The sequence below is a fragment of the Massilia sp. METH4 genome, from assembly GCF_037094685.1.
GTDB lineage: Bacteria > Pseudomonadota > Gammaproteobacteria > Burkholderiales > Burkholderiaceae_D > Rugamonas.
On the sequence record NZ_CP146614.1, the window covers coordinates 447593 to 461004 of the forward strand.

Consider the following 13412-nt stretch of genomic DNA (forward strand, 5'->3'; position numbering starts at 1 on the left):
GGTGCGCTGCGGCATTTCCCATGTGAATTTGTAAAACCGCCGTATAATCCGTGGTTCAGGCAAAGAATTCCATATCCATGAAGGTATTTCGCGGACTTCCCAACGCAGCGTCCCGTGCACCCTGCGCCCTCACGATCGGCAATTTCGACGGCGTCCACCGCGGCCATCAGGCCTTGCTGGCGCACGTGCGTACCGCCGCCTCGCGCCTCGGCCTGGAAGCGGCCGTGATGACGTTCGAACCGCATCCGCGCGAATTCTTCGCCAACAAGATGAAGGACCCGGCGAAGGCTCCGCCCCGGATCGCCAACCTGCGCGACAAGCTGGCCTCGCTGGACGCCAACGGCATCGACCGCGTGATCGTCGAACATTTCTCCGACAGCTTCGCGGCCCTTACCCCGCAGGAATTCACCGAGCGCGTGCTGGTCGATGGCCTGCACGTGAAGTGGCTGATGGTGGGCGACGACTTCTGCTACGGCGCCCGCCGCGCCGGCAATGTGCAGATGTTGCAGGAAGCGGGCAAACGCTACGGGTTCGAGGTGGAGACGCTGCCTACCGTGATGAACGGCAGCACACGCATTTCCAGCTCGGCGGTGCGCGCGGCCCTGGCCGCCGGTGATTTCGCGCAGGCCGAACAATTGCTGGGCCACCCGTATGCAATTTCCGGCCATGTGATCCACGGGCAGAAGCTGGGCCGCACGCTGGGCTATCCCACACTGAACCTGCGCGTTCCTCACCGCCCTGCCCTGTCCGGCATCTTCATCGTGCAGGTGCACGGCGTGACCGACGCGCCGCTGCCCGCGGTAGCCAGCCTGGGTGTGCGCCCCACGGTGGAAGACGCTGGCCGCGTGCTGCTCGAGGTGCATATCTTCGATTTCGCGCAGAGCCTGTACGGCGAGCGCGTCAAGGTGGAATTCCTGCACAAGATCCGCGACGAGGAAAAATTCATCGACCTGCCGACCTTGACCGAGGCGATCGAGCGGGACGCACGGGAAGCCCGCGCCTACTTCCGCGAACGCAGCGGCGCCGTGACCGCCACCGACCGAATTTGAGCGCGCGCCATATCCAGCATCCGGAGCAGTGAAAAGCGCCGCTCACCGATTTACCTATCCAAGAATTACCATGTCCGACAACAAAGCAAAGAAGGCAGAGGCGAAGCCCGCCAGCAAGTACCCGGTCAACATGACCGAAACCCCGTTCCCGATGCGCGGCGACCTGGCCAAGCGCGAACCGAACTGGGTCAAGCAATGGCAGGACAAGAAGATCTACCAGCGCATCCGCAAGGCCGCCAAGGGCCGTCCCAAGTTCGTGCTGCACGACGGCCCGCCTTACGCCAATGGCGACATCCACCTGGGCCACGCCGTCAACAAGATCCTGAAGGACATCGTGGTCAAATCGCGCACGATGGCCGGCTTCGACGCGCCCTATGTGCCGGGCTGGGATTGCCACGGCATGCCGATCGAGATCCAGATCGAAAAACAGTACGGCAAGAACCTGCCGACGGCCGAGGTGCTGACCAAGGCGCGGGCGTATGCGCTGGAGCAGATCGACCGCCAGCGCGCCGGCTTCATCCGCCTGGGCGTGCTGGGCGAGTGGGAAAACCCGTACATGACGATGGCCCACGGTAACGAGGCCGACGAGCTGCGGGCACTCGGCAAATTGCTGGAAAAGGGCTATGTGTACCGCGGCCTGAAGCCGGTGAACTGGTGCTTCGACTGCGGCTCGGCGCTGGCCGAGGCGGAAGTGGAATACCAGGACAAGCGCGACCCGGCGATCGACGTGGGCTTCCCGTTCGCGGAACCGGAAAAACTGGCTGCCGCCTTCGGCCTGCCGGCGCTGCCGACCACCAACGGCTTTGTCGTGATCTGGACCACCACGCCGTGGACGATCCCGTCGAACCAGGCACTGAACGTGCATCCGGAAGTGACGTACGCGCTGGTCGAAACGTCGCGCGACGGCGCGCCCCTGCTGCTGCTGCTGGCGCAGGACCTGGTCGAAGCCGCGCTGCAACGCTACAAGTTCGAAGGCAAGGTGATCGCCACGACCACGGGCGCGAAGCTGGAAAACATCCGCTTCAAGCATCCGCTGCATGCGCGCGACGCGTTCTACGACCGCTATTCGCCGGTCTACCTCGCCGACTACGTGACGACCGATTCCGGCACCGGCATCGTGCACTCCGCGCCTGCCTACGGCCTGGAAGACTTCGTGTCCTGCCGCCAGCATGGCATGAAGGATGACGAGATCCTGACGCCCGTGATGGGCGACGGCAAATACGTGTCGACCCTGCCGCTGTTCGGCGGCATGACGATCTGGGAAGCTTCCAGGCCGATCTGCGACGCGCTGCGCGAGGCGGGCGCCCTGTTCGAGCTGAAGATGTTCGACCACAGCTACATGCACTGCTGGCGCCACAAGACGCCGATCGTCTACCGGGCCACTTCGCAGTGGTTCGCCGGCATGGACGTGCAGCCGATCGATGGCGGCTCCACGCTGCGCGAAACCGCACTGGAAGGCATCGACGCCACCCGCTTCTTCCCAGACTGGGGCAAGGCGCGCCTGCACGGCATGATCGCCAACCGGCCGGACTGGACCCTGTCGCGCCAGCGCCAGTGGGGCGTGCCAATGGCCTTCTTCCTGCACAAGGAAACGGGCGCACTGCACCCGCGTACTGCCGAGTTGCTGGAACAGGTGGCGCAGCGCATCGAAAAGGGCGGCATCGACGCCTGGCTCGCGCTCGACCCGGCCGAACTGCTGGGTGACGACGCCGCGCACTACGTGAAGAACAAGGACACGCTGGACGTGTGGTTCGACTCGGGCGTGACGCACCAGACGGTGCTGCGCGGCTCGCATGCCGAGCAGTCGCATTTCCCGGCCGACCTGTACCTGGAAGGCTCGGACCAGCACCGCGGCTGGTTCCACTCGTCGCTGCTGACTTCCTCGATGCTGAACGGCCGCCCGCCGTACAAGGCGCTGCTGACGCACGGCTTCACCGTCGACGGCGAAGGCAAGAAGATGTCGAAGTCGCTGGGGAACACGCTGGCGCCGCAAAAGATCTCGGACACGCTGGGCGCCGACATCCTGCGCCTGTGGGTGGCCTCCACCGACTACACGGGCGAGCTGTCGATCTCCGACGAGATCCTGAAGCGCGTGACGGAATCGTATCGCCGCCTGCGCAACACGCTGCGTTTCCTGCTGGCCAATACCTCGGACTTCGATCCGAAGGCCAATGCGGTGGCGATCGAAGAGCTGCTGGAAACGGACCGCTATGCACTGGCCAACCTGGCCGTGCTGCAGCAGTCGATCGAGAAGCACTACGAACAGTATGAATTCCATCCGGTGGTGTCGAAGCTGCAGAACTACTGCTCGGAAGACCTGGGCGGCTTCTACCTCGACATCCTGAAGGACCGCCTGTACACGACGGCCGTCGATTCCAAGGCGCGCCGCTCGGCACAGACCGCGCTGTGGCACATCACGCAAAGCCTGCTGCGCATGCTGGCGCCGATCCTGCCGTTCACGGTGGAAGAAGCGTGGGCCGTGTTCGCGGAAGGCGAGCAGTATGTGGCGTCGGACGAAACGATCTACACGCAGACGTTCTGGCAGTTGCCGGCAATCGCCGACGCCGAAAGCCTGCTGGCCAAGTACGCGACGATCCTGGCAGTGCGCGCCGACGTGACGAAGCAGCTGGAAGACCTGCGCGCTTCCGGCGCCATCGGCTCGTCGCTGCAGGCCGAGCTCGAGATCAAGGCGGCCGGCGAGAAGTTCCGTGCCCTGGCCAGCCTGGACGACGACCTGAAGTTCGTCTTCATCACCTCGCTGGCGCAAGCCGTCGAAGTGGCGAACGACGGCGAAGAGGCAGTCAACGTCGCGGCTTCCACGGCGCTGAAGTGCGAGCGCTGCTGGCACTACCGCGCCGACGTCGGCGCGCACGCCGAGCACCCGACCCTGTGCGGGCGCTGCCACAGCAACCTGTTCGGCACCGGCGAAGCCCGCCGCTTCGCCTGATGGCAAACCCCTGCATTGCGGAGATGGCCTGCAAGCCATCTCTCCTTCCAGGCAGCGGTTTTTTTGAAACATTTCTTCACAACCGGTGACAGGCACCGGGTTTTTTGAAATATTTCCCGAACCCCGGTGACAGGCACCGGGTTTTTTGAAACGTTTCCATGAACCCGGTGCCTGTCGCCGGTTCGCGAAATGTTGCTTGAACATCGGAGCCTGTCACCGGTTTTCCCGGCGGTTCCACGGACTCGACAAGAACAATGGCAAAATCCAAGAAAACCTTCTCCAGCAAGCCTTCCGGCGGCAGCCTGACCCCGTGGCTCGGCATTGCGGCCATCATCCTCCTGGTCGACCAGCTGACCAAGATCACTATCGAAAAGCTGTTCGCGTACGGCGAGGATCTGTACGTGACGAGCTTCTTCAACCTCACGCTGGCCTATAACAAGGGCGCGGCGTTCAGCTTCCTGCATGACCAGGGCGGCTGGCAGCGCTATTTCTTCACCGCGATCGGCATCGGTGCCGCGGTGTACATCATCTACCTGCTGAAAAAGCATGCCGGCCAGCGGCTGTTCTGCTGGGCGCTTGCGCTGATCCTGGGCGGGGCCATCGGCAATGTGATCGACCGGCTGGTGCACGGGCACGTGATCGACTTCCTCGACTTCCACTGGCGCGGCCTGGGCCACTTCCCGGCCTTTAACATCGCCGACACGGCGATCTGCATCGGCGCCGCGCTGTTCATCCTCGATGAGCTGCGCCGGGTGAACCGTTAATCCCCTGAAGAGACAGCATGGAACGCATATGGAATTAATCGGCAAGAAGGTCGTCCTCGGCCTGTCCGGCGGCGTGGCCTGCTACAAGGCGGCGGAACTGTGCCGCGGCCTCACAAAGGAAGGTGCCTCGGTGCAGGTGGTGATGACCGACGCGGCCACTCACTTCATCACGCCGGTAACGATGCAGGCGCTGTCCGGCAAGCCCGTCTTCACCGACCAGTGGGACCCGCGCGTGGCCAACAACATGGCCCATATCGATGTGACCCGCGACGCGGACGCGATCGTCATCGCGCCCTGCTCCGCCGACTTCATCCGCAAGCTGGCGCACGGCGCCTGCGACGACCTGTTGTCGACCATGTGCCTGGCCCGGCCGCGCCATGTACCGCTGCTCGTCGCGCCCGCGATGAACGTGGAAATGTGGACCAACCCCGCCACGCATCGCAATGCGCAGCAACTGCGCGACGACGGCATCCGCATCCTCGGCCCGGCCGCCGGCGAGCAGGCGTGCGGCGAAGTGGGCATGGGCCGCATGCTCGAACCCGAGCAACTGCTCGACGAGATCGTGGCCGCCTTCCAGCCGAAGGTCATGGCGGGCAAGCGCATCCTCATCACGGCCGGCCCCACGTTCGAACCCATCGATCCGGTGCGCGGCATCACCAACCTTTCGTCCGGCAAGATGGGCTATGCGGTGGCGCGCGCGGCGCGCGAAGCCGGTGCCGATGTCACGCTCATTTCCGGCCCGACCGCGCTGCCCACGCCGCACGGCGTGACGCGCGTGGACGTGCAAACCGCCCAGCAGATGATGGACGCGGTGAACCGCGCCATCGACGGCCAGCACGTGTTCATCGCGGTGGCCGCGGTGGCGGATTGGCGGGTCGCCAACCCCAGCACGCAGAAGGTCAAGAAGACCGAAGGTGGCGGCGACGGGGCAAAAGGCCCGGAACTGCGCTTCGAACAGAACCCGGACATCCTCGCCACCATCGCCGCCCGCACCACGCTGGCCGGCCATCCCTACTGCGTGGGCTTCGCGGCCGAATCGGAGAACCTGCTGGAATACGGCGCGGCCAAGCGCGAACGCAAGGGCATCCCGCTCCTGGTGGGCAATATCGGCCACCACACCTTCGGCCAGGACGACAATACGATCGTGCTGTTCGACGACCAGGGCCACACGATCCTGCCGCAGGCCCCCAAGCTGACGCTGGCACGCCAGCTGATTTCCGAAATTTCCAAACGCATCAACAAGCACTCGCTGTTCCAATAAATGAAAACCATCGACGTCAAGATCCTCGACCCGCGCATGCGGGACCTGCTGCCCGCCTACGCCACGCCGGGCAGCGCCGGCCTCGACCTGCGCGCCTGCCTCGACAGCCCGCTCACGATCGAGCCTGGCCAGACCGTGCTGGTGCCCACCGGCCTGGCGATCCACATCGCCGATCCCGGCTACGCGGCGATGATCCTGCCGCGCAGCGGCATGGGTCACAAGAACGGCATTGTTTTGGGGAATCTGGTAGGCTTGATCGATTCCGACTACCAGGGCCAGCTCATGGTCTCGACGTGGAACCGTGGCCAGCATGCTTTCACGCTGCAACCGATGGAGCGCCTGGCCCAACTGATCGTCGTACCCGTGCTGCAGGTGGGCTTCAACGTGGTGGAAGAATTCGGTGCCAGCGAGCGGGGCGAAGGAGGCTTCGGCAGCACCGGCAAGCATTAGAGCGCCTGACAAAACCCTGAGGGCAAGGCGCGGCGTCGAAGACAGTACGCCTGTACGGCGAGACGCTGCAACGCAGCCATGGAGGTTTTGTAAGGGGCTCTCAATAATAAGACAGGAAGGAACCATGGCAGGAACCGCGGCACGCGTCACATCGCGCATTCATTCAATCCCTCACCGCGCATCGGCCTTGTGCGCAGCCATGGCGGCCCTGCTGCTGTCGGCCTGCACCACGGTACCGCTTTCCACCTCTTCTCCTCCCGTCGCCGAACCCGGGCGAGCGCCCGCCGCGGAAGCGCCGCTCGTCACACCGCGCATGCAGGCGGCGCGCACGGCGCTCGACCAGATGGTCACCCAGCAGGACCGCCTCTACCGCGTGGCCGCGCCGCTGCTGATCAATAACGTGGACCTGTGCCGCACGGCGGCGCGCGGCCTGCTCGGCTTCACCGCCAAGAACAAATGGTCCTACCCCGGCGAATACGCCGATGCGGCGTCGGCCGTGCTGGGTTACGACGATGCGCTGCGCGTCTCCGGCGTGCTGCCGGGCAGCGGCGCGGCCCGCGCCGGCCTGCGCAAGGGCGATGTGCTGGTGGCCGCCGACGGCCGCGCGCTGCCCACCGGCACGGGCGCCGAAACGGCCGCCGCCGGAGTCTTCGCACCCCTCGTTTCCGGACGCACGCAGCTGTCGATAACGGTCGGCCGCGATGGTCAGACGCAGATCCTGAAGGTGCCCGTCACGCGTGCCTGCGCCATGCGCGTCGACCTGGGCAATGCCGACAACGTCAATTCCTATGCCGACGGCGGCCGCATCGCCATCACCCGCGGCATGATCAATTTCGCCGGCAACGACGAAGCGATCGCCTACGTGCTCGCCAAGGATATCGCGCACAACGTGCTGGGCCACCCGGCCGTGTCGCGCAACACGGCCGCCGTGGCGGCCATCATCGACAACGTCACGCGCGTGCAGCCGGACCAGGCGCAGCTCGCCGGCGCCGGTAACGTGAAGCCGCTGGCGGCCAACCTGGAAGTGGCGGCCGACACGCTGGCGCTGTACATGCTGGCGCGCGCCAACTACGGCGTGGAACGCTACAAGGCGTTCTGGCAGCGGCTGGCGGCGCAATACCCGGCATCGGTACCGAACGGTTACATGGCCGTGCACCCGAACATCGCGCCGCGGCTGGCCGCGATGGACAAGATCGTGGCCGAGATCCGTGCCAAGCAGGCCGCGAAGAAGCCGCTGGTGCCGTGATGCGCCCGGCCTTCCTCATCGCCCTCTGTGCCCTGCCCGTGATGGCGCACGCCGTCACGTGGAGCAAGGCCGGCAGCACGAAGGACAGCTGGGTCTACATCGACAAGGCATCGATCCGCAAGGAGGATGCCGGCCGCCGCGCGTGGACGCTGGAATCGTTCAAGAAGCCACAGACGGCGCCCGACGGCAAGCAATACCTGTCCGTGAAGGCGCTGCACCTGTACGACTGCGCCGAGCGCAGCATGACGCTTCGCTCGCAGACCTTCTACCCCGAGGCGATGGCCAAGGGTGAAGCGGTGGGCACCTACAAGTTCGAGGCCTTCGACGCCGAGCAGGTGGAACCCGGCACGCGCTATGCTACGGCGATGAACACCGTGTGCGGGCGGGCGCCGGCAGGGAAAACGGCGCCGTAGTATAGTCCGGCAATGGACAGCATCGATCTCGAAGTATTGAAAACCAGCGCCGCGTGGGTCGCGGCCGGGCACCGCTGCGAACTCGTCACCGTGATCCGCACCTGGGGTTCGAGCCCGCGGCCGGTCGGCGCCACCTTGGCGATCTGCGACGACGGCCGTGTCGTCGGCTCCGTCTCCGGCGGCTGCATCGAGGACGACCTGATCGACCGCGTGCGGCGCGAAGGCATCACGCGCGAAGTGCCCGAGATCGTCAGCTACGGCATCACGGCGGACGAAGCCCACCGCTTCGGCCTGCCGTGCGGCGGCACCATCGAACTGGCGCTCGAGCCCCTGTCCAAGCGCAGCCGGATCGCCGAACTGCTCGAACGCCTGGAGCAGCACCAGCTGGTGGAGCGCCGCCTGGACCTGCGCACCGGCGCGGTCGAGCTGGACAGGGCGGTGGCCGGCAATGTGCTGGTGCGCACGGAAACCGAATTGATCACCCAGCAGGGCCCGCGCTGGCGGCTGCTCATCATCGGCGCCGGCCAGCTGTCACGCTTCGTGGCGCAGATCGCCACCGCCATGGATTACCACGTCACCGTCTGCGACCCGCGCGAGGAATACCGCTCGGGCTGGACCTTGCCCGAGGTGCGGCTCGTGCATGCCATGCCGGACGACCTGGTGATCGACATGCAGCTCGACCGGCGTAGCGCCGTGATCGCGCTGACGCACGATCCGAAGCTGGACGACCTGGCCTTAATGGAAGCATTGAAGTCCGACGCGTTCTACGTGGGGGCGATCGGCTCGCGCGCCAACAATGCCAAGCGGCGCGAGCGCCTGCTGCAATTCGACCTGACCGAAGCTCAGCTGGCGCGGCTGCACGGGCCGATCGGGCTGTACATCGGCAGCAAGACGCCTTCGGAAATCGCGATCTCGATCCTGGCTGAAATGACGGCGGTGAAGAACGGCGTGCCAGCCACCCTCCAGGTCAACCACGCTGCCGCCCTCGAGGCGCCGGGCACGAACGCCTGCCTCGTCGACCTCGAAAGCAAGAGACAGGTAGCGTAACCCGACAACCGGTGACAGGCTCCGGTTCTCGGGAAATATTTCCTCCAGATCGGAGCCTGTCACGGGGGCTGAAAGCAAGAAACAGGTGGCGTACTCCGACAACTGGTGACAGGCTCCGGATTTCGGGAAATATTTCCCAGAACCGCGGTCAGACCCCGGTTTCAGGAAATGTTTCTCCAAAATCGGAGCCTGTCACCGGGGCTGGGCTTGCACCCGCGCGGGCGGCAGCCGAACAATATCGATAAAAACCATGTCCACCGCCAACCTGTTCCGCCTTATCCTGCTGGCCGCCATCTGGGGCGGCTCCTTCCTGTTCATGCGCATTGCCGCGCCTGTGTTGGGGCCGGCCGTGCTGATCGAATACCGTGTCATGTTCGCGGCGCTGTTCCTGGCGGCGATCGCGCTCCTGATGAAGAAGCCGCTCGACTGGCGTCGCCACTGGAAGCACTACGTGGTACTGGGCTTTTTCAACTCGGCACTGCCCTTCCTGCTGTTCGCCTGGTCGGCGCGGACCTTGTCGGCCTCCGTGCTCGCCGTGCTCAATGCCACGGCGCCGATGTGGGGCGCGCTGATCGGCGCCGTGTGGCGGCGGCAGATGGTGAGCGTGCGCGTCTTGCTGGGCATCGCGCTCGGCACGGCCGGCGTGGCGCTGCTGGTCGGGTTCGACCATGCCAGCGCGCGCGAGGGCGCAGCCCTCGCCATTGCCGCAGCCCTGTTCGCCTCATTCAATTACGGCATCGCCAGCACCTATGCCAAGGCGGCCCCGGCCGTGGAGCCGTTCGCCAACGCGCACGGCAGCATGTGGACGGCGGCATTGATGGTCTTGCCATCGCTGCTGTTCTTCCCCGCTCCGGGCGAGCCAACCACCGGGATCATGGCTGCCGCCATCGCGCTGGGCGTGCTGTGCAGCGGCGTCGCGTACCTGCTGTACTACGGCCTGATACGCGACGTGGGGGCGACTTCCGCGCTGACCGTCACGTTCATCAGCCCCCTGTTCGGCATCCTGTGGGGTGCGCTCTTCCTGCATGAAGTGGTCGGGTGGCATACCGTGCTCGGTGCCGGCATCGTCATCGCGGGCACCGCGCTCGTTACCGGCTACCGGCCGGACTTCGGCCGCAAGGCCAGCGTCGCATGAACCCGCCGCGCGCGACTCTGCGCCGCACCATTGCGCTGCCGCCGGACTACCGCCTGTGCGACGTGCTGGCCTTTCACCGCCGCGATACCGAGAGCGTTGCCGAGCAGGTGCGCCAGGATGGCTTGCGCAAAGGCGTGATGCTCGACGGCGTGCCCGTCCTGCTGGCCGTCGACTTCACGCCGGCGGCAGCGCTCTGTACCGCCGAGCTCGACGGCAAGCCCGCGCCGGCGCTGGAGCGCCGCGCCGACGCAGCTTTCCACAGCATTCTCGGGCTGCGCATCGACCCCGCCCCGTTCTGTGCATTCGCCGCCGCCGATCCCCTGTTCGGCCCGCTCGTACAGCGGCAGCCGGGCTTGCGGATCGTGCAATCGGCCACCGTGTTCGAGGCGCTGACGTGGGCCATCATCGGCCAGCAGATCAACCTGTCGTTCGCGATCGCGCTGCGCCGCACCTTCATCCAGCAGGCCGGGCGCCCGCATTCGTGCGGGCTGTGGTGCTATCCGGAAGCGTCGGACGCCGCCCGTCTCGAGCTCGACGAGCTCACCACGCGCAAATTCTCCCGCGCCAAGGCCGAAACGCTGCTCCGTTTCGCCCACCTCGTCTCCAGCGGCGAACTCGATCTCGAGCCCGGCCCCGGCAATACGATCGAGCAGATCGGCAAGAAGCTGCTGGCGGTGAAGGGCATCGGCCCGTGGACCGTCAATTACGGCCTGCTGCGGGGCTATGGCTATCCCGACTGCTCCCTGCATGGCGACGTGGCGGTACGCACAGCGCTGCAACGCCTGGCCGGCGATGAGGCGAGGCCGGATATGGTTCGCGCCGAGCAGATCTTGCAACAATATCAACCACACCGTACGATGGCGGCGGCTCACCTATGGGCCAGCCTGGCCCCGCCCGACGATACCGCTTGACCAATGTTGCTTGTCCAATATTGCTTGACCCTCACGCAACGTCAGGCCTCACGATGGCCTTACCGAAGAGGAGCTGACGATGCTGAAGATTGGACAATTGGCGAAACACGCGGGCCTGACCGTCCGCACCCTGCACCACTACGATGACATCGGGCTGCTCCGCCCTTCGGTCCGCACCGATGCCGGCTACCGGCTGTACCACCGTGACGACGTTGCCCGCCTGCAGCAAATCCAGGCGCTGCGCCAGCTCGGCATGCCATTGGCCGACATCGGATCCTTCCTGGCCCATTCCGGCGCTTCCGCGCTGACCATCGTCGAGCGCCAGCTGGCCGCCCTGCAAAAACGAATCAACGAGTCGGCACGCATGCACGCGCACTTGCTGCAATTGCATGCCCGCCTGGCGCGGGGCGAACAACCGGAATTGGCCGAATGGCTGACCACACTGGAGCAAATGAATATGTACGACAAATATTTTTCCAAGGAAGAATTGGCGAACTTGCGCATCGTGAATGACGCAAGCTGCCGTGCCGAATGGGCTGCCCTTGTTTCCGAAGTCGCCGAGGCAATGAAAGCCGGTGCCACGCCAGGCAGTCTCGACGCGAAACAACTGGGCCACCGCTGGATGACGATGCTGGAGCGCGATACTGGCGGCAACGCCTCGATCATCGCGCGGCTCGATGCAATGCACGCGAATGAGCCGGCCATCCAGCAAAGCACGGGTATCAGCGTGGCGATGCACGACTATATCGCCGAGGTAATCAGCGAAATAAAACTCGATGCATGGGCAAAATATCTGCTGCCCGTTGAACTCGAGCGCATGCGCCGTCATCATCGAACGCGCGGAAAGGAATGGTTCCCGCTGTTCGAAGCAATCCGCGAGCAGTTCCATATCGATCCGGAGGGAAAAATGCCGGAATCGAAGAAAGTCGCTCAACACAAGTTCTCGCTGTTCCAGGATATGGTCGGGGATAATCCTGAGACGCTCGAGCGTTTCCGCGCCGCGTTGGCGAACGAACCGGTGTTGCGCGTTGCGCGGGGCTTGACGGATGAGCTGATGGCCTGGCTGCGCATGGTGCACGCACGAGCCTGAGTCGGCGAGCGGGGGCGCATGTCGCCCTGGTCATGCCGAAACCTGGCATATTCAAGCCAGATTTCGGCGTGACCTCCGCTACTTAGAGCGCCTAACAAAACCCGCAGGGCAAGGCGCGGCGAGACAGTACACCTGTACGGCGAGACGCTGCAACGCAGCCATGGGGTTTTGTTAGGCGCTCTTAGCCCTTACCGAATCGCCTGGGGCAGCTCGACACTTTCGGCTGCCGATCGCCAACCTCTTCGTACATGCTCGGGTAGGACAGGCAGTACGTCCCGAATGCCGTCTTCACCTGGTAAATCTTCTTGGGATCGTTCGGGGCGCTTAACAATTCAATGCGCGCAGCCTCATACCATTTTAAAGGCACAGCCAGTTTTGCCTCATTAAAGGCCTTCGTCATGATTGCCTCGACTGAATCGGCGGCTGGGCCGGGGACCGTGGTTTCATTCACCGGCCGGGTTTCGCGGTCGGCCTTTCCCGCCTGCTTGACGAGGTCGTCGATATTGAAACGGGCGGGTTCTGCGAATGGATCGGGATGTCCGGCAACTACCGGTTTCTCGGCGGGAATCGGCGGCGCAATGGCTGCGGGGGTTATCGGTGCCACCAAGGCCGGAACGTTGGAAGACCGCGTCGGGATATGCGCGGCAGTGTGGGAAGGCGCCTCCGGTGGCTTTACCGATGGGCGCTGGTGGGGAGCGAGAAGAAACAGGAGTTGGGAATAACGATTTATCGGCGCCTTTTCTACGCGCCCGCGGTCCTGCGACAGCAGGTAAAGCGCAAGCAGGTGAAGTATCACGACAAGGACAAGACCCACCGGCGAGGATGGACCTCGCGCCGCTTTTATCATGATAGTCGTCGCCATTTGTAAAATGGCAATTATAACGGTGGGGTCAGCCGAATTGTCGCTGTGAGGAAATCTGCAACGACAATAAAAAACGCCACCGTATCGGTTTCGATAACGATGGCGTTTCCTGGAATTCTGGTTGCGGGGACAGGATTTGAACCTGTGACCTTCGGGTTATGAGCCCGACGAGCTGCCAGACTGCTCCACCCCGCGTCTGATGAAATGAATTATACGGGCTTTCGCAGACTTAGGCAA

General features: G+C 64.5%; 12 protein-coding genes and 1 tRNA gene. 11 read left to right on the forward strand and 2 right to left on the reverse strand.

Annotated features, from left to right (window positions below; genetic code table 11):
• Positions 1 to 77: 77 nt before the first annotated feature.
• From V6Z91_RS02050 to V6Z91_RS02100, 11 genes are all read left to right on the forward strand, one after another.
• Positions 78 to 1049 carry a bifunctional riboflavin kinase/FAD synthetase gene (locus V6Z91_RS02050; RefSeq protein WP_338765978.1) on the forward strand — a complete coding sequence of 324 codons (972 nt, stop codon included), beginning with the start codon at positions 78 to 80 and terminating at the stop codon, positions 1047 to 1049.
• Positions 1050 to 1119: 70 nt separating this feature from the next.
• On the forward strand, positions 1120 to 3996 hold the full coding sequence (gene ileS, locus V6Z91_RS02055; protein ID WP_338765981.1) for an isoleucine--tRNA ligase: 2877 nt from the start codon (positions 1120 to 1122) through the stop codon (positions 3994 to 3996).
• A gap of 254 nt (positions 3997 to 4250) precedes the next feature.
• Entirely contained in the window at positions 4251 to 4760 is a 510-nt protein-coding gene (gene lspA, locus V6Z91_RS02060; RefSeq protein WP_338765983.1) for a signal peptidase II, read from the forward strand.
• Between the two features lie 28 nt (positions 4761 to 4788).
• The gene (coaBC, locus tag V6Z91_RS02065; protein WP_338765985.1) at positions 4789 to 6021 is read left to right on the forward strand and encodes a bifunctional phosphopantothenoylcysteine decarboxylase/phosphopantothenate--cysteine ligase CoaBC; all 1233 of its coding nucleotides are present in this window, start codon (positions 4789 to 4791) and stop codon (positions 6019 to 6021) included.
• Entirely contained in the window at positions 6022 to 6471 is a 450-nt protein-coding gene (gene dut / locus V6Z91_RS02070; protein ID WP_338765988.1) for a dUTP diphosphatase, read from the forward strand.
• Between the two features lie 199 nt (positions 6472 to 6670).
• Entirely contained in the window at positions 6671 to 7717 is a 1047-nt protein-coding gene (locus V6Z91_RS02075; RefSeq protein ID WP_338765991.1) for a M48 family metalloprotease, read from the forward strand.
• On the forward strand, positions 7717 to 8130 hold the full coding sequence (locus tag V6Z91_RS02080; protein WP_338765994.1) for a surface-adhesin E family protein: 414 nt from the start codon (positions 7717 to 7719) through the stop codon (positions 8128 to 8130). Before V6Z91_RS02075 ends, V6Z91_RS02080 begins: the two co-directional genes overlap by 1 nt.
• Before the next feature lie 12 nt (positions 8131 to 8142).
• Entirely contained in the window at positions 8143 to 9177 is a 1035-nt protein-coding gene (locus V6Z91_RS02085) for an XdhC family protein (RefSeq protein WP_338765997.1), read from the forward strand.
• 250 nt (positions 9178 to 9427) lie between these two features.
• Complete coding sequence (locus V6Z91_RS02090) at positions 9428 to 10312, forward strand: DMT family transporter (protein ID WP_338765999.1); 885 nt, start codon at positions 9428 to 9430, stop codon at positions 10310 to 10312.
• Positions 10309 to 11223, forward strand: coding sequence for a DNA-3-methyladenine glycosylase 2 (locus V6Z91_RS02095; RefSeq protein ID WP_338766001.1), 915 nt, complete (start codon positions 10309 to 10311; stop codon positions 11221 to 11223). Before V6Z91_RS02090 ends, V6Z91_RS02095 begins: the two co-directional genes overlap by 4 nt.
• A 79-nt stretch (positions 11224 to 11302) precedes the next feature.
• The gene (locus tag V6Z91_RS02100) at positions 11303 to 12313 is read left to right on the forward strand and encodes a MerR family transcriptional regulator (protein WP_338766003.1); all 1011 of its coding nucleotides are present in this window, start codon (positions 11303 to 11305) and stop codon (positions 12311 to 12313) included.
• Positions 12314 to 12494: 181 nt separating this feature from the next.
• Here the strand turns inward: V6Z91_RS02100 and V6Z91_RS02105 are convergent, their stop codons facing one another.
• Both V6Z91_RS02105 and V6Z91_RS02110 read right to left on the reverse strand, forming a co-directional pair.
• A complete protein-coding gene (locus tag V6Z91_RS02105; RefSeq protein ID WP_338766006.1) occupies positions 12495 to 13175 on the reverse strand; it encodes a hypothetical protein in 681 nt (226 codons plus the stop codon).
• A gap of 118 nt (positions 13176 to 13293) precedes the next feature.
• Positions 13294 to 13370, reverse strand: a tRNA-Met gene (locus tag V6Z91_RS02110).
• Positions 13371 to 13412: the final 42 nt, after the last annotated feature.